The sequence below is a fragment of the Conyzicola sp. genome (assembly GCF_046714715.1).
Classification (GTDB): Bacteria; Actinomycetota; Actinomycetes; order Actinomycetales; family Microbacteriaceae; genus Conyzicola.
In genome coordinates, this window is the sequence record NZ_JBKKAD010000192.1 from 1 (window position 1) to 20,143 (window position 20,143).

19 protein-coding genes are annotated in these 20,143 nt (G+C 65.3%); 9 read left to right on the top strand and 10 right to left on the bottom strand.

Annotation, left to right across the window (positions count from 1 at the left end; all coding sequences use genetic code 11):
• The 3 genes from ACLQ6X_RS15345 to dnaA form a co-directional block, all read right to left on the bottom strand.
• A partial coding sequence (locus ACLQ6X_RS15345; RefSeq protein WP_411701026.1) for an NADP-dependent phosphogluconate dehydrogenase occupies positions 1-674 on the bottom strand: 674 nt, incomplete at its 3' end.
• Between the two features lie 34 nt (positions 675-708).
• Positions 709-1,854, bottom strand: coding sequence for a DNA polymerase III subunit beta (gene dnaN, locus ACLQ6X_RS15350; RefSeq protein ID WP_411701027.1), 1,146 nt, complete (start codon positions 1,852-1,854; stop codon positions 709-711).
• A gap of 367 nt (positions 1,855-2,221) precedes the next feature.
• Positions 2,222-3,646, bottom strand: a complete 1,425-nt coding sequence (dnaA, locus tag ACLQ6X_RS15355) for a chromosomal replication initiator protein DnaA (RefSeq protein ID WP_411701028.1) — start codon at positions 3,644-3,646, stop codon at positions 2,222-2,224.
• 290 nt (positions 3,647-3,936) lie between these two features.
• On the opposite strand from dnaA, the gene rpmH reads away from it, so the two are divergent.
• The 8 genes from rpmH (at position 3,937) to ACLQ6X_RS15395 (ending at position 9,124) form a co-directional block, all read left to right on the top strand.
• On the top strand, positions 3,937-4,074 hold the full coding sequence (gene rpmH, locus ACLQ6X_RS15360) for a 50S ribosomal protein L34 (protein WP_188510840.1): 138 nt from the start codon (positions 3,937-3,939) through the stop codon (positions 4,072-4,074).
• Positions 4,075-4,183: 109 nt separating this feature from the next.
• Positions 4,184-4,525 carry a ribonuclease P protein component gene (gene rnpA, locus ACLQ6X_RS15365; RefSeq protein WP_411701029.1) on the top strand — a complete coding sequence of 114 codons (342 nt, stop codon included), beginning with the start codon at positions 4,184-4,186 and terminating at the stop codon, positions 4,523-4,525.
• Positions 4,522-4,833, top strand: coding sequence for a membrane protein insertion efficiency factor YidD (yidD, locus tag ACLQ6X_RS15370; RefSeq protein ID WP_411701030.1), 312 nt, complete (start codon positions 4,522-4,524; stop codon positions 4,831-4,833). The genes rnpA and yidD overlap by 4 nt, the downstream gene beginning before the upstream one ends.
• An 8-nt stretch (positions 4,834-4,841) precedes the next feature.
• The gene (gene yidC / locus ACLQ6X_RS15375) at positions 4,842-5,825 is read left to right on the top strand and encodes a membrane protein insertase YidC (RefSeq protein WP_411701031.1); all 984 of its coding nucleotides are present in this window, start codon (positions 4,842-4,844) and stop codon (positions 5,823-5,825) included.
• Between the two features lie 5 nt (positions 5,826-5,830).
• Positions 5,831-6,361: a protein jag gene (locus ACLQ6X_RS15380; protein WP_411701032.1), complete on the top strand. Its 531-nt coding sequence runs from the start codon at positions 5,831-5,833 to the stop codon at positions 6,359-6,361.
• Between the two features lie 14 nt (positions 6,362-6,375).
• Positions 6,376-7,008 (top strand): 16S rRNA (guanine(527)-N(7))-methyltransferase RsmG, encoded by a 633-nt coding sequence (gene rsmG / locus ACLQ6X_RS15385; RefSeq protein ID WP_411701033.1) that lies wholly within the window; start codon positions 6,376-6,378, stop codon positions 7,006-7,008.
• A gap of 254 nt (positions 7,009-7,262) precedes the next feature.
• Complete coding sequence (locus ACLQ6X_RS15390; RefSeq protein WP_411701058.1) at positions 7,263-8,174, top strand: ParA family protein; 912 nt, start codon at positions 7,263-7,265, stop codon at positions 8,172-8,174.
• Positions 8,174-9,124, top strand: a complete 951-nt coding sequence (locus ACLQ6X_RS15395) for a ParB/RepB/Spo0J family partition protein (protein ID WP_411701034.1) — start codon at positions 8,174-8,176, stop codon at positions 9,122-9,124. The genes ACLQ6X_RS15390 and ACLQ6X_RS15395 overlap by 1 nt, the downstream gene beginning before the upstream one ends.
• A 1,199-nt stretch (positions 9,125-10,323) precedes the next feature.
• Here ACLQ6X_RS15395 and ACLQ6X_RS15400 read toward each other — a convergent pair.
• From ACLQ6X_RS15400 to ACLQ6X_RS15425, 6 genes are all read right to left on the bottom strand, one after another.
• Complete coding sequence (locus tag ACLQ6X_RS15400; protein WP_411701035.1) at positions 10,324-11,286, bottom strand: D-alanine--D-alanine ligase; 963 nt, start codon at positions 11,284-11,286, stop codon at positions 10,324-10,326.
• 9 nt (positions 11,287-11,295) lie between these two features.
• Positions 11,296-12,624 carry a PLP-dependent aminotransferase family protein gene (locus ACLQ6X_RS15405; protein WP_411701036.1) on the bottom strand — a complete coding sequence of 443 codons (1,329 nt, stop codon included), beginning with the start codon at positions 12,622-12,624 and terminating at the stop codon, positions 11,296-11,298.
• 115 nt (positions 12,625-12,739) lie between these two features.
• Positions 12,740-13,066 (bottom strand): thioredoxin, encoded by a 327-nt coding sequence (trxA, locus tag ACLQ6X_RS15410; protein WP_188510848.1) that lies wholly within the window; start codon positions 13,064-13,066, stop codon positions 12,740-12,742.
• Between the two features lie 38 nt (positions 13,067-13,104).
• Positions 13,105-14,097 (bottom strand): thioredoxin-disulfide reductase, encoded by a 993-nt coding sequence (trxB, locus tag ACLQ6X_RS15415; protein WP_411701037.1) that lies wholly within the window; start codon positions 14,095-14,097, stop codon positions 13,105-13,107.
• Positions 14,098-14,177: 80 nt separating this feature from the next.
• On the bottom strand, positions 14,178-15,830 hold the full coding sequence (gene murJ, locus ACLQ6X_RS15420; RefSeq protein ID WP_411701038.1) for a murein biosynthesis integral membrane protein MurJ: 1,653 nt from the start codon (positions 15,828-15,830) through the stop codon (positions 14,178-14,180).
• A complete protein-coding gene (locus tag ACLQ6X_RS15425) occupies positions 15,827-17,512 on the bottom strand; it encodes a DUF6049 family protein (RefSeq protein WP_411701039.1) in 1,686 nt (561 codons plus the stop codon). The genes murJ and ACLQ6X_RS15425 overlap by 4 nt, the downstream gene beginning before the upstream one ends.
• 55 nt (positions 17,513-17,567) lie before the next feature.
• Between ACLQ6X_RS15425 and ACLQ6X_RS15430 the strand changes: the two genes are divergently transcribed.
• Complete coding sequence (locus tag ACLQ6X_RS15430; protein WP_411701040.1) at positions 17,568-18,998, top strand: CCA tRNA nucleotidyltransferase; 1,431 nt, start codon at positions 17,568-17,570, stop codon at positions 18,996-18,998.
• Between the two features lie 63 nt (positions 18,999-19,061).
• On the opposite strand, the gene ACLQ6X_RS15435 is transcribed toward ACLQ6X_RS15430, so the two are convergent.
• On the bottom strand, positions 19,062-20,132 hold the full coding sequence (locus ACLQ6X_RS15435; protein WP_411701041.1) for an inositol-3-phosphate synthase: 1,071 nt from the start codon (positions 20,130-20,132) through the stop codon (positions 19,062-19,064).
• Positions 20,133-20,143 lie beyond the last annotated feature (11 nt).

Consider the following 20,143-nt stretch of genomic DNA (forward strand, 5'->3'; position numbering starts at 1 on the left):
TCCTGCTCCAGCGCCTGAACGAGGAGCTCGAGAAGCCAGGAGCGCACGACCGTTCCGCGCTGCCATGCCTTGAAGGTTCCCGTGACGTCTTTGATGATGTCCTTGCGGGTGTCGAGGAGCTCGTAGCCCTCGGCCCACGCCTGCATCAGCGCGTATTCGATGCCGTTGTGCACCATCTTGGCGTAGTGGCCCGCGCCGATCTCGCCGGTGTGCACGAAACCCTCCGCGCGGGGACCTTCGGGGCGCAGTGCGTCGAAGATCGGCATGGCGCGCTCGACGTCAGCGGCGTTTCCGCCGACCATGAGGCCGTAGCCGTTCTCGAGGCCCCAGACTCCGCCGGATACGCCGGCGTCGACGTAGTTGATGCCCTTGTCGGCGAGTTCGGCCGAGTGCTTGAAGTCGTCGGTGAAGCGGGAGTTGCCGCCCTCGATGACCAGGTCACCCTCGGAAAGCACGGTGCCCAGCTCGGTGATGACGCCCGAGGTGATCTTGCCCGACGGAACCATCACCCAGACGATGCGGGGTGCGGGCAGTGCGGCGGCAAGCTCGGTGAGGCTGGCAACGTCGGAGACGGCGGGGTTCGGGTCGTAACCCGTCACCTCGATGCCACCCTTGCGCAGGCGAGCGCGCATGTTGTTGCCCATCTTGCCGAGTCCAATGAGCCCAATGTGCATAGAAATTCCTTAGTACTGGTGTTGTGTGGTGGGTTTAGCGCAGGAGCAGGTTGGGCTGCAGGAGGTACTTGTAGTTGTCAGCACCCGCCTGGTCCTTCGAGGACTGGCTCGTGATGAGCACCGGTCCGGGCTTGTTGGGGTTATCGGTCTTCGTGAACGAGATGCGCACGAATTCCGAGTGCACGGCGCCGAGGCCGTCGAGCAGGAACGCGGGCTTGAGCGACACGACCGTGTCGACGCCGGTGAGGAACGCATCGATCGTCTCGGATGCCTGGGCCTGTTCGGATCCGATCGCCTCGAGGGTGAGGCCGTCGACGGAGAAGCTGAAACGCAGGGCGGCTTCGCGCTCGAGTACGAGCGAAACGCGTCGCACTGCCTCGACGAGCTCGGCCGTGTTGATGACCGCGTAGTTGTCGACCACGTCGGGGAACAGGCGCTTGACCGGAGGGAAGTTGCCCTTGATGAGCAGCGATGTCACGGTCTTCTTGTCGGCCTGGAATGCGATCAGTTCACGTTCGTCGCTCGACGTGATCGCGACGGAGATGGAACCGCTGTGGCCGAAGGTCTTTCCGATCTCGATCAGCGTGCGGGCGGGAACCAGCGCCGTGATGACGTCGGTCACCGAGGCATCCGCTGTCCAATCGATCTCGCGCACTGCGACGCGGTAACGGTCGGTGGCGATGAGAGAGAGCTTGTTGTCGGCGATCTCGAGCTGAACGCCGGTGATGACCGGGGTCACATCGTCGCGGGATGCGGCGACGGCGACCTGCGATACGGCGTTGGCGAAGAGCTCGGCCGGCAGGAAGCCCGACTGGGCCGAGACCTGCGGGAGCGTCGGGTATTCCTCGACGGGCATGCTCAGCAGCGTGAAGTGGGCGGAACCGCACGACACGGTGATGCGACCCTCTTCGGTCGCGAACGTGACCGGGGCGTTGGGCAGCCGGCTGGCGATGTCGGCCAGGAGGCGACCCGAGACGAGCACCTTGCCGGGGTCGGTGACCTCTGCTGCGATCTCAGTCTGCGCTGAGACCTCGTAGTCGAACGACGACAGCGTGAGCCCCGCTTCGGTGGCTTCGATCAGGATTCCACTCAGGATCGGCAGGGTGGTGCGCTGAGGAAGCAACTTCACGGCGAACGAGACTGCCTCACTGAAGACGTCGCGATTTACCTGGAACTTCACGGATGTAACCCCTGTCACTGGTGGATGTCGGTCTAGCCGGTTAATACTGGCACAGGCCAGGGCGACCCGATCGGCGCAGGGTCCAAGGTTATCTCTCGCCAGCTAAGAAGGATTTAAAAGAACAACAGTGTTAACCGCTGTGCGAACTGTTAGTAACTACAAGAATTCCGCGGCCCGCCTGGAAACTACACCCGTGTGAGTTGTTGAGGGCGTGTGGAATTATCCGACAAGTTTTGTGACTGGGGCGAGGCCGCTCACAACCCGTTTCCACAGAATCTTGTAATTCCCCAACAGTCTTCCCGGCGAGTTCCCCCAGTTATCCACAGGGATTTCATACTGTGTGAAAACTCGGGTTCCGCGGAAAACCTCAGTTTTTGCCGAAGCGGTGGTTCTGCTTGATGCGGCTCGTCAGCTCGGTCACCTGGTTGTAGATCGAGCGCCGTTCTTTCATCAGTTCGGTGATCTTCTTGTTCGCGTACATGACCGTGGTGTGGTCGCGGTTGCCGAACAACTGGCCGATCTTGGGCAGCGAGAGGTTCGTCATTTCACGGCACAGGTACATGGCGATCTGACGGGCGGTGGCGACCGCTTGAGATCTGGATGATCCGTAGAGGTCGTCGACCGTGAGCTTGAAGTACTCCGCAGTGTGGTTGATGATGTCGACCGGCGCGATCACGTTGTCGTCGTCGAGGGTGATGAGGTCTTTCAACACCGTCTGCACGAGCGCGAGGTCGACCGGCTGGCGGTTGAGGCTAGCGAAGGCGGTGACGCGGATCAGCGTTCCCTCGAGCTCCCGGATGTTCGACGACACCTTTGACGCCATGTATTCGAGGATCTCGTTGCCGACCTGGAGCTTCTCGCTCTGTGCCTTCTTGCGGAGGATCGCGATGCGGGTCTCGAGATCGGGCGCCTGCACGTCGGTGATGAGGCCCCACTCGAAGCGGGAACGCATACGGTCTTCGAAACCGGTGAGCGCCTTCGGCGGCAGGTCGCTCGTGATGACCACCTGCTTGTTGTGGTCGTGGAGCGTGTTGAAGGTGTGGAAGAAGGCCTCCTGCGTCGAATCCTTTCCTTGGAGGAACTGGATGTCGTCGATGAGGAGGATGTCGATGTCGCGGTACCGGGACTGGAAGACCGAGGCTCGGTTGTTGGCGATCGAGTTGATGAAGTCGTTGGTGAACTCCTCGCTGCTGACGTAGCGCACGCGGATGCCGGGATAGAGGCTCTCGGCGTAGTGGCCGATCGCGTGCAGGAGGTGGGTCTTGCCGAGCCCGGAGTCGCCGTAGATGAAGAGAGGGTTGTAGGCCTTCGCCGGCGCCTCAGCGACCGCGACCGCGGCGGCGTGCGCGAAGCGGTTGGATCCGCCGATGACGAAGTTGTCGAAGTTGTACTTGGGGTTCAGCCGGGAATCCGACCGGCGGCCGGGATTGCTGGTGTCGACGGGGGCGGGAACCAGCTGCGGTTCGATGTAGGCGGCCTGTTCGCCGATGCCCGGGTCTTGCTCCAGGGAGTCGTGCTGGATATCGGGGTTTACGACGATCGCGAAGTTGATGACCTCTTGGTCTTCGCTCAAGCCGGCGATGGCATTGAGCAGGGGAAGACGGATGCGCTGCTCGAGCATTCCGCGGGTCAACTCGTTCGGGACCTCTAGGTAGAGGGTGCCGGCCATGACGCCCTTGGGCTCGACGAGACTGATGAAACCGAGGAGCTGAGGAGTGATGCGTTCGTCAGACGTGAGCCTGGTGAGCACTGATTTCCAGATCTCAGGGGTCGAGTCAGCTATTTCGGCCATGCGTTCTTGTTCCCACATTCAAAAAGTTATTCACAGAGTTATCCACTGAGGGGATAACTGCTGCGCGTCGGCAATTTGCCGGATTCGCCCCGAAGAATGGCGTAAGGCTTCACTTTAGTTCTTACCCCTGTGCACTCAGCAACCCCGGTTATCCAGATGTGGATAACCTTGAAGTACCGCCTCAAGTTTGACCACGGACGGTTAACGCCGTACTTTTAATCAGTTGACTTCTGCCTTCGGGCCAAACCTCGTCTTTCCGGCCTTCAGAGCTGGGCTTTGGAGATACCACTATGAGCAAGAGAACTTTCCAGCCGAACAACCGCAAGCGCGCCAAGGTGCACGGCTTCCGTCTTCGGATGCGTACCCGTGCCGGCCGCGCGATCCTCGGCGCGCGTCGCCGCAAGGGTCGCACCGAGCTTTCCGCGTAGAACTTTTCCCAGTTCGCCGTGTCCCATGCTCGACTGACGTGCGTCGTTTCGACGTTCATCAGTCGAGCATGTGGGCTTTCGGGCGGGTCTAACGGGAGGGGGAGCATCCGTGCTCTCTAAATCCAATCGGGTTCTCAGCGCAGCCGACTTCAAAGCGGCAGTGCGTCGAGGCAGACGAGCGTACGCGCCGCACGCGGTCGTCTACACCTTGCCTCGCGGTGCTTCCGAGGCGACCCGTTTTGGTTTCATCGTCGGCAAGAACGTCGGTGGTGCGGTGCAGCGCAATCTAGTGCGCCGGCGGTTGCGTTCCATCGGACGCGAGCTGTTGGCGACGAACGCCACCGGCCGAGACGTCGTGGTACGGGCACTACCAGGTGTTGAACAACTCCCCTGGGATACCCTTCACTCGGAGATCTCCGAAGTGGTGAACGGGAGCGTGGCACGGCGATGAATCGAACGCTGTCGTTCGTGTGGTTGCTTCCGCGAAACCTCTGCGTCGTCATCCTGCGTGCGTATCGCGCCGTCATCTCTCCCCTATACGGCGATGTCTGCCGGTATTACCCCTCGTGCTCGTCCTACGCGCTTCAGGCAATCCAGCACCACGGCGTCGTCCGCGGCATCTGGTTGGGTTCGCTGCGAATCGCGCGGTGTCACCCCTGGGCCGCCGGCGGAGTGGACGACATTCCCCAACGACCGACCGAGCGGTACTCGGTAACAGACTTCGGTTTTGTCGTCGCACATAGCCATGGAAAGGGCTGACCCCACCAATGCCAGATCTCATCGGAACAATACTGTGGCCCATTAAATGGGTCATTGAGGCGATTCTCGTCTCGTTCCACACCGCGCTCGACCTGCTCGGGCTCGACCCCGCCGCAGGTCTCACCTGGGTCTTGTCCATCGTCGGCCTCGTTCTCGTCGTGCGTGCAGCACTCATCCCGATCTTCGTGCGGCAGATCAAGAGCCAGCGCCGCATGCTCGAGGTCGCACCACAGCTCAAGAAGATCCAAGACAAGTACAAGGGCAAGAAAGACCAGTTCTCCCGCGAAGCCATGTCGCGCGAGACTATGGCCCTGTACAAGGACACCGGCACCAACCCGCTTGCGTCGTGCCTGCCCCTGCTCATCCAGATGCCCATCTTCTTCAGCCTCTTCTCGGTGTTGAACGAGGCAAAGCCGCAGGCCGACGGCAGCTACCGCGAGGGAGTCGGACTGCTCTCGCAAGAATTGTCCGAGCAGTTCGGAAGCTCGTCGCTCTTCGGCATCGCTCCCCTGCGCCTGAGCATCCAGAGCGCGCTCGAGGTCGGCAACACCGTCGTCGTCATCATCGCCCTCGTGATGGTGGTCATCATGACCGCTTCGCAGTTCATCACGCAACTGCAGATCATGTCGAAGAACCAGTCGCCCGAGATGAAGGCGAGCCCCACCTACAAGCAGCAGCGCATCCTGCTGTACATCCTCCCCCTCGTCTTCGCCTTCTCGGGCTTCGCCTTCCCCATCGGCGTCATGTTCTACTGGCTGACCTCGAACATCTGGACGATGGTTCAGCAGTTCATCGTCATCCGCAACATGCCGACCCCGGGCAGCGAGGCGGCATTCGCCCGCGAGACTCGACTCGCGAAGAAGCGCCAGCGCCGTGGCGTGACCGTCACAGAGGTCGACGCTCCGGCGGCGATCGAAGAACCGAAGAAGCCTCAACGAGTTCAGCCCGTAAGCAAGAACCGCGCCAAGAAGCAGACTGGAAACAAGAAGTGAGCGACGTGACTGAGACAGACACCACTACGGCGATCGACGTCGACGCCGAGACCGTCACGGAGGACCAGGCCCCGACCACGAGCCAACTCGAAGAAGAGGGCGAGATCGCGGCAGACTACATCGAGGAACTTCTCGACATCACCGACCTCGATGGCGACATCGAGATCGACACCCGCGGCGGCCGCGCCTACGTCTCTGTGAGCTCGAGCGAAGACACGAACCTCCGGCTCCTGGCGCGCCCCGACACGGTAGCGGCGCTGCAGGAACTCACTCGCATCGCGGTACAGACCAAGACCGGATCGTTCTCGCGGCTCATCCTCGACGTCGGTGGTTCGCGCGAGGCCCGCGTCGCCGAGCTGACGATTCTCGTGGAGAAGGCCGTAGAACGCATCGAGGCGGGCGCGGAATCCGCCTCCCTTCCTCCGATGTCGTCGTACGAACGCAAGCTCGTGCACGACGTCGTGGCGGAGCGCGGATTCTCTTCCCAGTCCGAGGGCGAAGGCCGTGACCGCCACACGGTCATCACCCGCGCCTAGTTTCACGTGAAACATTGAACGACATCGCACTGGAGACCGAGCCCGAGGTAGCGGCGACGCTGTTCGGCGATCGGATCGAGCTGGCACGGAAGTTTACGGGCGACCTGGCGCGTCGTGGCGAGGAACTCGGGCTGATCGGCCCACTGGAGCTTCCCCGGCTCTGGACCCGTCACATCCTGAATTCGGTGCTTGTGGCTCCGCTCCTCTCCCCCGGTGTGGTCGGAGACATCGGCAGCGGCGCCGGGCTCCCGGGTATCGTGCTCGCTATTGCTCGTCCGGATGTGTCGTTCGTGCTGATCGAGCCGATGGAACGACGCGTCGACTGGCTCACCAGCGAGGCCGAGTCGCTCGGCTTGACGAACGTCACGGTCATCCGCGCTAGAGCCGAGGAGACAAAGCTCGACTGGCCGCTCGATCAGGTGACGGCCCGTGCTGTCAGCGCGCTGTCCACCCTCATCCCGCTCACCGCTCCCCTGGTCAAGGCCGGCGGGCAGATGCTCTTTATGAAGGGTGCCCGTGTCGAGGATGAGATGACCGCGGCCGCGAAGGCGATCCGCAAGGCGCGGCTAAGCGACGTCGAAGTCCTCGTGCTCGGCGAGGGCGTAGTGCCCGAGGTCACCCGGGTCTTTCGGGCTACAGTTGATTGATCGCCCGAGACGTTTTGATTGAACTCGTGGGCGGAGTTCGGAACGGTAGAGACCGTAGAGGTGACAGGCGCACCAAGGGTGCGTTGCGACCGAGTGTACGACTTCGGCTGACGGCCCACTAGAGAAGGTTTCACGTGAAACATCCCGATCGCTACCCCGCGGGGAGCCCTCCCACCCCGGAGCCGTTACACGCGCTGGTAGAACCGGGGCAACCCGTGGGAAGCCCGGTCGCGAATAGCGATCCGGCTAAGAAGATCTCCGTTGGGGACTCAAGCGCGTCGAGCAATGCGTTCGATGATTCGACGCCGTTGGCCCGTGAGCTCGCCGATATCAACCGTCGCCGCCGTGCCCTCGCTGCGCAGCGGCTCCCCCTCCCTCCGGCTACGCGTGTCTTCACCGTGGCGAACCAGAAGGGTGGCGTGGGCAAGACGACCACGACCGTGAATTTGGCCGCGGCGCTCGCCCGCGGCGGAGCGCGCGTGCTGGTCATCGACCTCGATCCCCAGGGCAACGCGTCGACGGCGCTCGGAGTCGACCATCGGTCGGAGACGCCCAGTGTCTACGACGTGGTCATCAACGACGCCCCCATCGCCAGCGTTCTGCAGAAGAGCCCGGAATTCGACGCCCTCTACTGCGTTCCCGCGACCATTCACCTCGCCGGCGCGGAGATCGAACTGGTATCGCTCGTCGCCCGTGAGCAGCGGCTGCGCACGTCGCTCGACAAATTCCTGGCGGAGACGAGTGAGCCGTTCCACTATGTCTTCATCGACTGCCCGCCCTCGCTGGGCCTCCTCACCATCAACGCATTCGTGGCGGCACGCGAGGTACTCATCCCCATCCAGTGCGAGTACTACGCGCTGGAAGGTCTGAGCCAGCTGCTCAACAACATCAAGTTGATCGAGCGGCACCTCAACCCCGTGCTGTCGGTCTCGACGATTCTGTTGACTATGTACGACGGCCGCACCAACCTGGCGAACCAGGTGGCCGAAGACGTTCGCAACCACTTCCCCGCGGAGGTGCTGAAGACGGTGATCCCGCGATCCGTGCGCATCTCCGAGGCGCCGAGCTACGGTCAAAGCGTCATCAGCTACGACCCGAGCTCTCCCGGGTCGCTCTCGTACCTCGAGGCGGCCGCTGAAATCTCACGACGAGGAGCACCCGCCTGATGGCTACCAAAAGAACCGGACTCGGCCGCGGAATCGGCGCGCTCATCCCGGTGAGCGAAGACACGGCGGCACAGCGCCCCGTCGATGTATTCTTCCCTGCCGCTTCGGCCGAGAAACAGGGCCTGCTGGCGGTTCCCGGCGCCCGACTGGCCAACCTGAGCCCAGCCGACATCGTTCCCAACGCGCAGCAGCCCCGCACGGAGTTCCGTGACGAGGAACTGGCAGAGCTAGTGGTGTCGATCCGCGAGATCGGCGTGCTGCAGCCCATCGTGGTGCGCCCGCTCGCTGGGGCCGTCGACGGTGGACCGCAGTACGAGCTCATCATGGGCGAGCGTCGCCTGCGCGCCACCAAGCAGCTGGGGCTCACGAGCATCCCGGCGGTCATCAAGAACACCGCGGACGAGGACATGCTGCGCGACGCGCTGCTGGAGAACCTGCATCGCGCCAACCTCAACCCGCTCGAGGAAGCGTCTGCATACCAGCAGCTGCTCGCCGATTTCGGCATCACGCAGGAGCAGCTGGGCGACCGCATCGGCCGCTCTCGCCCGCAGATCACGAACACGCTGCGACTCCTCCGGCTGCCGGAGCCGATCCAGCGCCAGGTCGCGTCGGGTGTTCTCAGTGCCGGACACGCTCGTGCGATCCTTTCCGTGGGCGAGCCCGCCGCGATGGACCGTCTCGCCACGAAGATCGTGAACGAGCAGCTGTCGGTGCGAGCCGCCGAGGCTGCTGCCACCCAGACCTCCCCCAAGCCGCAGAAGACCAAGCCAGCCGCCGGCAAGCGTCAGGGACAGCTGGACGAGATCGCGGAAGGCCTGGCGAACCGCCTCGATACCCGGGTCAAGGTGACTCTGGGGGCGAGCAAGGGCACGATCGTGATCGACTTCGCGACTGTGGGCGATCTCAACCGCATCCTCGGCGAGCTCGGGCAAGAGGGCTTCCGGCGCTGACGTATCTCGTTCGGGCCCGGCATGTTTCACGTGAAACATGCCGGGCCTTTTGCGTTGTGGCGGAGGCTGAGGGCGGGCGTGAGAGTGATCTAGGGTCGGCGGTGGCTCCCCAGCGCGGGGGCTGCGCGAAGTTCGCGGTGTGAGGGCGCTGCGTGTGGGCCTGCGCGAGGTGCGGCAGTGTTTCGCCTGGACGGGCCACACCGGAAAGCTGGGACTGGCCGGTGGCGGGGCACGCCAATGCTGGGAGCAGGTCCGGGCGGGTACTCAAGACGGTACGTCCCGCTCCCCCGCCCCACCGAAGCGCCGCACCCTCCGCTCCTTCGCACGCACTACTCGCGGCCCGCGCTCGCCCCTCGCTCGTCCGGTCGTTCCGGTACCTCGCAGCGAACTGTCGGACGACAGGCGAACAGGATGATTTGGCCCGAACACGCGGTGCACAGGACGTATTCGGTCGGCTCGGTCGGGCGGGCCCGTTGACGCGCGCGCTGAGCGATGTGGATGAGAGGGTGACCCTGGATCCTCGCCACGGGCCGGCAAAGTGGGAGATTAAGGCCTAGCCTACGGCGGGCGGCAAGCGGCGGGCGGCAGGCGACAGCAGGCAGGCGGCAGGCGCGGGCGCGGCCCGCCGGGTCGATCTCGAGCGAGTGCAATCCGGTGGAGACGGGCGTCTGACGAGCTAGTCAATACGGTAGCCGGCCAGCGGTCGTCGTTGCGCGGCGCGGCAATTGTCCGTGCATTTGGCGTGCAGCGGGGAGTCGACATTCGACGGGTCGACGGTGGAGATCGCAACGGCCGGGGGACGGTCATCGCCTTTGGAAGGTGCGGGAGGGGACTGACAATTCAGCGTACAGTGCATGGTCGTCGACAAGTCGACGCAGCAGCGTCGACGAGCAGGCTCGGGTGTGGTCGAGGATGGGGCGCCGAGATCGGGCACCCGTCGGTTCGGCCTCGTCCGTGACATCCGAAGCTCGGCCACCGACACTTTCGTCGCCCGCCGGCCCGAAAACGTATTTCGGCGCTGAGCGGCCCATTTGGCCGATTTCGGGACCTATGTCATCACATCTCGTCAGGAGCGATTCTGAGCGGATTCGACGACAATCTTGCGCCCGGAGGAAAACCGGCGTGACCAGCACTCGCCGCTAATAAGCGGCCCCTGACCTGCATTTCTTACGTCGAGCGGACGGATGTTTCACGTGAAACTAGTCGCGGGCCTCGTTTATGGCCGCCTGAGCAAGGGCGTAGTAGACCCATCCGACGTCGTGTCCGGCCGCTTCGAGCGCGAGGGGGAAGAGCGATGTCTCGGTCAAGCCGGGAAGGGTGCTCGCCTCGAGGAACCAGGGCGTGCCGGCCGCGTCGACGATCAGGTCGATGCGCGAGATGTGACGCAGCCCGAGCGCCGTGTGCGCGGTGATGGCCACCTCGGCCGCACGAGCGGCAACCTCGTCGCTGATGCGGGCGGGAGCGTAGAAGCGGGTCTCCCCCGCCGTGTAACGAGCCTCGAACGAATAGACACCCGAGATGGGCTCGATCTCGATCGCCGGAAGCGCCACCGGTCCGTCGCCGGTGTCGATGATGCTGACGGCGATCTCGACGCCGACGATCTTCTGCTCGATGAGGGCGACGTCGGAATAGGTGTAGGCGTTGACCATGGCCCGCGGCAGCTCTTCCGCCGTGTCGACGATGGTGACTCCCTGGGCGGACCCACCCTGGGCCGGCTTCACGACGACCGGTACCGGGAGGTCGGCCGAGATGATGCCGAGCACGGCTCCGGCGCCGAGTTCGCGGAAGGTGTCGCGCGGCAGGGTGATCGACTGCGGCGTCGGAACCCCGGCGCGTGAGACGATGACCTTGGCGGTCGGCTTATCCCAGGCGAGGCGGGAGGCGTCGGACTTCGATCCGACGAAAGGGATTCCGAGGTAGTCGATGAGACCGCGCAGCGCTCCGTCTTCTCCGCTCGCCCCGTGGAGGGCAGGCCAGATGACGTCGGGACGGGTGCTTTCGAGAAACTCGAGCAACGTGGCATCCGGATCTTTGATGACCACGTCGATACCGTGCTGGGCCAGGCTGTCGGAAACGCGGCGGCCGGAGCGCAGCGAGATGTCGCGCTCGTGCGACAGTCCCCCGGCCAGAACGACGATCGTGCGGGGAGTTGAGTCAGTCATGGTCGAGCCCTAATTGATGTTCGGCGGCGGGCTGGTCACCCGGTCGGTGGACTTGGTGGTGTCGAGCTGGCCGGTTCCCGCGAACGTCTCGAGCAGCTCGGTCTCGCCGTTGATCACCTTCGTGAGCCGCCGCACGCCGAGCCGGATGGCGTCGGAGGTCGGATAGCAGAACGAGAGCCGGATGTTCTGGCGCCCGCCCCCGTCGGCGAAGAAGGCGGTGCCCGGCGTGTAGGCCACGAGCTCTTTCACCGCGCGCGGAAGCATCGCCTTCGAGTCGAGATGTTCGGGCAGCGTGAGCCAGACATAGAAACCGCCATTGGGGTCCGTCCAGGTCAGGTCGGGCAGATGCTCCTTTAAAGAGCTGACCAGAGCCTCTTTTCGTTCGCGATAGATTCCGCGGAACGTATCGATCTGGCCGCGCCAATCGGATGCTCCGAAGTAGGAGGTGATCACATTCTGGGTAAACGTACTCGGCGACAGCACGGCCGATTCATTGGCGAGGATGAGCTTCTCGCGAATGGCGTGCGGGGCGACGGCCCACCCGACGCGCAGGCCCGGGGCGAACGTCTTCGAGAAGGTCCCGAGGTAGATGATGCCGTCGGTGTCGACCGAACGCATTGCCTGAGGCGGCGGGCCGTCGAAGTAGAGCAGCCCGTAGGGGTTGTCCTCGAGGATCAGGATGTTGTTCGACCGGGCGATCTCGATGATCTCGAGGCGGCGCTCCCAGCTGAGCGTGACGCCGGCCGGGTTGTGGAAGTTGGGGATCAGGTAGAGGAACTTGATGGTCTTGCCGGCGGCGCGTGTGCGCACGATGGTCTCGCGCAGCGCCTCGGGGACCATGCCGTCGTCGTCGGTCGCGACGTGGATCACGTCGGCCTGGTACGACCGGAACACGCCGATGGCGCCGACGTAGCTCGGGCTCTCGGCGAGGATGACGTCGCCCTTGTCGATGAAGAGCTTGGTGACGAGGTCGAGCGCCTGCTGCGACCCCGTGGTGACGACCACGTCGTCGACGCTCGCGCGGATGCCCTCGAGGGCCATGACCTCGAGGATCTGCTCGCGGATCGCGGGGGTGCCCTGCCCGGAGCCGTACTGCAGGGCCTCGGGGCCGTTGTCGCGCATCACTCGCTCCAGCGCACCGCTGACCAGCTCGGGAGGGAGTGCCGACACGAAGGGCATGCCGCCGGCGAGCGAGACGACCTCGGGACGCGAGGCAACGGCGAACAGGGCTCTGACCTCGGAGGCGCTGAGGCCTGCCGTGCGGTCGGCGTAGTGGCCGTACCAAGGGTCGAGGTTGTTTCCCGTGTTCGTTCCCGGTGTCGGGCCCTGTGCAGTCATGAAGAATTCCCGTTCGATCGTCGTTCAAGGATATGGGGTGCGGCTCGGATGCCACGGAGATACAGAAAAAGCCCCGCCCGAGTGTGTCTCGGGCGGGGCTCCTGTTCGCGGTTGGTTACGCGAGGAACTCCGCCAGGTCGGCCTCGATGGCCGGCTTGGGCTTGGCGCCGATGATGGTCTTGACGACCTCGCCGCCCTTGAAGACCTTCATCGCGGGGATGGAGGTGATCTGGTACTTCATGGCGATCTCGGGGTTGTCGTCGACGTTGAGCTTGACGATCTTGATCTTCGAGGAGTGCTCCGAGGCGATCTGGTCGAGGATCGGGGAGACCGCGCGGCACGGGCCGCACCACTCGGCCCAGAAGTCCACCATGATGGTGTCTTCGGAGTTGAGAACCTGGTCGGTGAACGTGGCGTCGGTGACGTCGAGAGCAGTAGACATTACTTTCCTTCTTTTCGAGTGGGTGCAGGAGCCGAGAGTTAGACGGCTACCGGTTCTGCGGCGGGTTCGGAGACGACGGCGGCCTGGACTGCCGCGTCAACGAGGTCTTTGGGGAGCGACGCGAGGTAGTGCTCGGCATCGAGGGCGGCGACGGTTCCGGATGCCGCGGCGGTGACGGCTTGGCGGTAGGTGGGGTCGATCACGTCGCCGGCCGCGAACACGCCGGTCAGGTTGGTGCGCGAGGTGCGTCCCTGGACGGCGATCGTGCCCTCGGTGGTGAGGTCGAGCTGGCCGTGAACCAGATGGGTGCGCGGGTCGGCGCCGATCGCGATGAACAGGCCGCTCAGGTTGAGGGTCGTCTCGCTTCCGTCGACGGTGTCGATGAGGCCGATGCCGTTGACCAGGCCCTCGCCGTAGATGTGTGCGACCTCTTTGTTGAAGAGGAACTCGATCTTCGGGTCGGCGAACGCGCGGTCCTGCATGACCTTGGAGGCACGCAGCGAGTCTTTGCGGTGCACGACGTAGACCTTGTCGGCGAAGCGGGTGAGGAACGTGGCCTCTTCCATCGCGGAGTCGCCGCCGCCGACAACGGCGATGGTCTTCTTGCGGAAGAAGAACCCGTCGCAGGTGGCGCACCACGAGACGCCCTGGCCGCTGAGGCGCTCTTCGTCTTCGAGGCCGAGCTTGCGGTAGGCGGATCCGGTCGCGAAGATCACGGAGAGGCCCTCGTGCACGTCGCCGTTGCCGAGGGTGACGGTCTTGACCTGACCGGTGAGGTCGAGGGAGACCACGTCGTCGAGGATGACCTCGGTGCCGAAGCGCTCGGCCTGGGCCTGCATCGCGACCATCAGGTCGGGACCCTGGATGCCCTCGGGGAACCCGGGGAAGTTGTCGACCTCTGTGGTCTTCATGAGCTCGCCACCGGCCTCGACCGAGCTCGCGATGAGCAGGGGGGCCAGGTTGGCGCGGGCAGCGTAGATGGCGGCCGTGTAACCGGCGGGGCCGGAGCCGATGATGATTACTTGACGCACGAACGTCTCCTTTGTGCTTGCAGTAGCCGGTATAACCAATCCTAGGTGCAGGGTATTCCGGCCGACCGGGACGGGGAGCGCTAGCCGCGCCCGCGCAGCCGGCGAACGACCGGCCGCACGATCTCGCCGAGTTCGGGGTTGCGGAAAGCGACCAGCACACCGGCGTAGACGAGCCCCATTGCTCCCCCGATCACGACCATCGACACGAGGGCCGTGAACCAGTCGGACACGGCGAAACCGTCTTGGGTGGTTCCACCCATGGCGAAGAGCAGGCCGACCCCGACGGCGGCCGCGGGCAGTGCGGCGAGGGCGAAGAGGGCGTACCTCCGCAGGATGCGGCCGGCGTCGAGCCGCCCGAGCCGCCGGCGTAGCATGACGGCGGCGACGAGCGCCTGCGCCGAACCGGCTATGGAGGTTACGGCCGCGATGCCCACGGCGATCCACTCGCGCTCGAAGCCGGCCACTACGAGGGCGCCGAGCACGAACAGCGCGGACTGGAAGACCTGCAGGAAGAACGGGGTTCGCGTGTCACCCAGCGAGTAGAACGTGCGCTGGATGAGAAACAGGATGCTGAACGGAACCAGACCCACGAGGTAGGCGATCACCACGTAGCCCATCTGCTGCACGTCGTCGAAGTCATTGTCGAAGACCGCGCTGAACGGGAAGGCGAGCACGATGAGCCCGACAGCAGCGAAGACCATGATCAGCCCGATCGACCGCATCGAGGCGGAGAAGTCGGCGCGCACTCCGCCGAGGTTGCCCTCGTGCGCGTGCGTCGACATGCGCGTGTAGTACGCCGTCGCGATCGACACGGCGACGATGGAGTGCGGCAGCATGAAGATGAGCCAGGACAGGCCGAGAACCCGCACGGACGCGTCGCCGCTTCCGCCGGCCTGGGATGCCACGTTGCTCTGCACGATACCGGCGAGCTGGGTGATCACGATCATGCCGAAGACCCATGACGCTGCTTTGCCCGTGGCGCCGAGGCCGACGCCGCGCCAGTGGAAGTCGGGGCGGTAGGTGAGTCCGGCGCGGCGCCAGAACCAGAACAGCCCCAGCCCCTGAACGGCGATACCGAGGGTCGCGGATCCGGCGAGCAGCGCGATCATCGGGGCTGTCCACGTCGAGGCGTCGGTGTGCGCGGGGTCTCCCCCGAAGGCGACGATGAACACGACCATGCCGGCGATTGCCACGAGGTTGTTGAGAACCGGGGTCCAGGTGAACGGACCGAAGATCTTGCGGGCGTTGAGAACCTCGCCGAGCAGGCTGTAGATGGCGTAGAACAACACCTGGGGCAGGCACCAGTAGGCGAAGGCGGTGGCCAACGCCATCTCGTCGGGTGAGAGGCCGCGCGAGCCGTCGGCGGACTGCTGGGAATACAGGTCGACGAGCAGCGGGGCAGCGATCGTGGCGATCACGGCGGCCAGGACGAACACGGCGAGACCGAGCGTGACGAGCCGGTTGATGAACCGTTGGCCGCCGTCGTCGTGCATGCCGGCCTTGACGATCTGCGGCACGAGCACGGCGCTGAGCAGGCCGCCGGCGATGATGGCGTAGATGTTGTTGGGCAGCTGGTTGGCTATGGCGAAGGTGTCGGCGCCGGCTCCGGTGGTGCCGATGGCCCGCGCGAGAACAGCCGCACTGACGAAACCGAGGATGCGGGAGACGAACGTGCCGGACGCGAGAATCGCGGAGGCGCGACCGAGCCCGCCACCGGCATCCGTCTTGGTCACTCGGACTCGTCCACTGCCGCGACGGCTTCCCTGCGTGCCCGGCGGCGGCGCACGATGAGGCGCGCGATGCCGAAGCCGAACACGGCGACGACGAAGATACCGAGGGCCACGGTGATGGGCGTCTCCCAGCCGGCATACACGTTGATGCTCACGGTGGTCGGCGTGCCGATCACCACGCCACTCGGGCTCGAGATCGCGATCGAGATGACCGCCGAGCCGTTGGAGAGCGACTGCGCCGGCACGGCGGCGCGCTTCTGTGATTCGGGTTCGATCGTGACGGGAACCGACGCCTGCTCGATCGCGAGCAGCGGGGTGGGCGCGGTCACCTCGATGTTGACATTGACCGGCTGGTTCAGCTCGTTGGTCACCGTGATGTAGAGCGAGCCGCGATCGGCGATGAGGGTGATCGGGCTGCTCTGGACGACGCGCACCGAATCGTGCAGCGCGACCGACTCGGATTCGAAGAGCGTGAGAGCACTGCTCCAGCCGCCGGGGTAGGAGTACCAGGCGTTCGACATGGTCGCGAGCATGCGCAGCCGGCGTTCGCCGGTGATGAGCTCGGGGTTCTCGGCGACGGAGGCGAAAGCGGCGTCGGATGCTTCGGTGTTGAGCAGGGTGTGGGCTCCCGAAACGCGGTCGGGGCTCTGCGGTTGATCGGTGATGGTGCCCTCGCCGGGGGCGGAGTCGAGCACGGACGTGAAGGACGCGAGGTCGCTGCTCGGCAGGGCGTCGATGGTGGCGAGTGTCGAGCGCAGACGGTCTGCCGTGCCCAGGCTGGTGCGGTCGACGGCGAGCACGATGGTCGCACCCGCGGAGTCGCCCGCGGCGGCGCTGCCGTTGATGGCCGACTGCAGCAGAGCGATCGATGCGTCCCACTGCTGCATCGTGGGGGCGTCGATGGCGTCGCCGAAGAGCTGCGAGAGGCCGTCGTCGGTGGTGACCGCGGAGAGGTTCGCGACCGTCGCCATCGCCTTCGACCGGTCGGTGCGCTCGATGTTTCCCGAGTTGACGATGACGGTTCCGAAGCCGCTCGTCGTCATCGTAGTGAGGTCATTGCCGATCAGGGTGTCGGCGACCGGCCAGACGATGTTCGGCACGGTGAAGTCCCACCCGAGCAGGGACTGGGTCGTGGGAAGCGTCGGCGCGCTCCCCTCGGGCGCGTCGGGCGCGTCGGGGCCGGGCGTCGACGTCGGCGTCTCGGCGGGCGGCGCGGCGAACAGCGTGGGGTCGATCGCGAAATCGAACGAGCTGGGCGAGATCACCGAGGAGGCGCCGGCCTGCAGCCCTACGGTGACGTCGGAGTCGGCGTAGGTCAGCGAGAAGGTCTCGTTCGACGCCTGCGACAGCCTGTCGAGCCAGTCGAGGGCCGACTGCGGCGCCGACGTGCCGAGCACCCGGATCGACGCCAGGATCATCGGGTCGATCGCGATCGCGGCCGAGGTATCGATCACGGCATCGAGGTCACGCGTGAGCGCGCCGGTCGGCGAGGTGTACCCGGCGAGGGCATCGGCACTGATCAGGGCGGTGCGCGTCTCGGGCGCCGTGAGCGGGAAGACCGTGGCGACCCGCGCGACACCCGCGGGATCGCCGGGGGCCGCGTTCGCGCTCGCGGGCACGCCGAGAGACAGTGCCAATAGGGCGACGAGGCCGCCGACTAGGGCTTTGAGGGGTCTTATCGGCACGGGCGAACTCCCGAAGATCCCTTGGCCGTCATGGGGAGAGTCTATTCTCTTGGCTATGGAGAGCGTCGCTACGGCACTACACAGGCTGGGCGAACTCGCAGAATCCCGGCACATTTCGAAACTCGCGCGCGCTTTCGCCGACGCCGGACACGAGTTGGCCCTCGTCGGCGGCCCCGTGCGCGACGCCTTTCTCGGGCGGCCGGTGAACGACTTCGACTTCACGACGAGCGCCCTGCCCGACGAGATCCTCGCGATCGTCGCGCCCATCGCCGACGCCCACTGGGACATCGGCCGGGAGTTCGGCACGATCGGCGCCCGATTCGCGGGCGAAACGGTGGAGATCACCACCTACCGCACCGACGCGTACGACGGCGAGACCCGTAAGCCCGTCGTCGAGTTCGGCGACTCGCTCGAGGGCGACCTCGTGCGTCGTGACTTCACGGTGAACTCGATGGCCCTGCGTCTCCCCCAGCTCGTGCTCGTCGACCCCGCGGGCGGCATGGACGACCTGCTCGCCAAACGCCTGACGACCCCGGCCCCCGCGGAGGTCTCCTTCGGAGACGACCCCCTGCGGATGATGCGTGCCGCGCGTTTCACGTCGCAGCTGGGTTTCACCGTCGACGAGTCGACCCGCGCCGCGATGGTCGCGCTCGCCGACCGGCTGCCGATCGTGAGCGTCGAGCGAATGAGCGACGAGCTGACGAAGCTGCTCTCCACCGACGACCCGGTGCCGGGCCTGCGCCTGCTCGTCGAGACCGGTCTCGCCGACATCGTTCTGCCCGAGGTGCCCGCCCTCAAGCTCGAGGTCGACGAGCACGCCCACCACAAAGACGTCTACGAGCACAGCCTGACCGTGCTGACGCAGGCCATCGATCTCGAGAAGTCGCGGCATCCCGGCGAGGCACCCGACGTGGTGCTGCGCCTCGCGGCCCTGCTGCACGACATCGGTAAGCCGCAGACCCGCCGCATCGAGGGCAAGAACGTCGTCACCTTCCACCACCACGACGTGGTGGGCGCCAAGCTCGCGGCGAAGCGGCTCAAGCACCTCCGATTCGACAAGGACACGATCGCCTCGGTGGCGAAGCTCATCGAGCTGCACCTGCGCTTCTTCGGGTATTCCGAGGGGGTCTGGACTGATTCGGCCGTGCGTCGCTACGTGAGAGACGCCGGTCCCCTGCTCGAGCGACTGCACATGCTGACGCGCGCCGACGTGACGACCCGCAACGTGCGTAAGGCCGACCGGCTGTCGTTCGCATACGACGACCTGGAAGACCGAATCGCGGCGATCGCCGAGGCCGAGGGTATTGCGGCGGTACGCCCCGACCTCGACGGCGAACAGATCATGGCGCTACTGGGCCTGAAGCCCGGACGCGAGGTGGGCGAGGCCTACCGCTTTTTGCTCGAGCTGCGGCTGGACGAGGGACCGCTGGGGCCGGATGTCGCGGAGGAGCGACTCAGGGCATGGTGGCAACAGCGGGTTGAGTAGGTCGCCCAGCGACCGTATCGAAACCCCTCGCGAGGTTTCGATACGGGCCGCGGGCGGCCCTACTCAACCGGCATCGCTGATGAACGTCTCGAGCAGCTCGCGGGCCACCGGGTCGGGGTACTGCACCGACGGGCTCTTCATGAAGTAGGCCGACGCGGCTTCGAGCGGCCCGCCCATGCCGGCGTCGAGGGCGATCTTGGCGGCGCGGATGGCGTCGATCACCACTCCGGCCGAGTTGGGCGAGTCCCACACCTCGAGCTTGTACTCGAGGCTCGTCGGGGCGTTGCCGAAGCCGTGCCCCTCGAGGCGCACGTAGGCGAACTTGCGGTCGGTGAGCCACGGCACGTGGTCGCTCGGGCCGATGTGCACGTCGTCGGCGGGCAGGTGCGCCGCGATGTTGCTCGTGACGGCCTGCGTCTTGGAGACCTTCTTCGACTGCAGGCGTGAACGCTCGAGCATGTTCTTGAAGTCCATGTTGCCGCCCACATTGAGCTGGTAGGTGCGGTCGAGCATGAGCCCGCGCTCCTCGAAGAGCCGGGCGAGAACGCGGTGGGTGATGGTCGCGCCGAGCTGGCTCTTGATGTCGTCGCCCACGATCGGAACACCGGCGTCGGCGAATTTGGCCGCCCACTCGGGGTCGCTCGCGATGAACACGGGGAGGGCGTTGACGAACGCGACACCCGCGTCGATCGCGGCCTGGGCGTAGAACTTCGCCGCCTCGTCGGAACCGACGGGGAGATAGCAGACCAGCACGTCGGCGCCGCTGTCGCGGAGTACCTGGGCCACATCGACCTCCGGCGCATCCGACTCTTCGACCACCTCGCGGTAATAGGCGCCGAGGCCGTCGAGGGTCGGCCCGCGCTGCACGGAGACGGCTGTCGGGCCCACCTCGGCGAACCGGTAGGTGTCGTTCTCGCTGGCCCACATGGCCTCGCAGAGGTCGGAACCGACCTTGGCGGCGTCGACGTCGAAAGCGGCGACGAATTGCATGTCGCGGATGGCGTGCGGGCCGAAACGCGTGTGCATGAGGCCGGGGACGACCGAGTCGTCGTCGGCATCGGCGTAGAAAGTCACGCCCTGAATGAGGGCGTTGGCGCAGTTTCCGACGCCGGCGATCGCGATCCGGATGGTCATGTGTTGTGGTG

Coding starts and splice junctions, on each gene's coding strand:
- ACLQ6X_RS15405 (WP_411701036.1), bottom strand. CDS start 12,624: ATGACTGCACAGGGCCCGACACCGGGAACGAACACGGGAAACAACCTC.
- ACLQ6X_RS15400 (WP_411701035.1), bottom strand. CDS start 11,286: ATGACTGACTCAACTCCCCGCACGATCGTCGTTCTGGCCGGGGGACTG.
- dnaA (WP_411701028.1), bottom strand. CDS start 3,646: ATGGCCGAAATAGCTGACTCGACCCCTGAGATCTGGAAATCAGTGCTC.
- ACLQ6X_RS15395 (WP_411701034.1), top strand. CDS start 8,174: ATGGCTACCAAAAGAACCGGACTCGGCCGCGGAATCGGCGCGCTCATC.
- trxA (WP_188510848.1), bottom strand. CDS start 13,066: ATGTCTACTGCTCTCGACGTCACCGACGCCACGTTCACCGACCAGGTT.
- ACLQ6X_RS15430 (WP_411701040.1), top strand. CDS start 17,568: ATGGAGAGCGTCGCTACGGCACTACACAGGCTGGGCGAACTCGCAGAA.
- yidC (WP_411701031.1), top strand. CDS start 4,842: ATGCCAGATCTCATCGGAACAATACTGTGGCCCATTAAATGGGTCATT.
- ACLQ6X_RS15435 (WP_411701041.1), bottom strand. CDS start 20,132: ATGACCATCCGGATCGCGATCGCCGGCGTCGGAAACTGCGCCAACGCC.
- yidD (WP_411701030.1), top strand. CDS start 4,522: ATGAATCGAACGCTGTCGTTCGTGTGGTTGCTTCCGCGAAACCTCTGC.
- rpmH (WP_188510840.1), top strand. CDS start 3,937: ATGAGCAAGAGAACTTTCCAGCCGAACAACCGCAAGCGCGCCAAGGTG.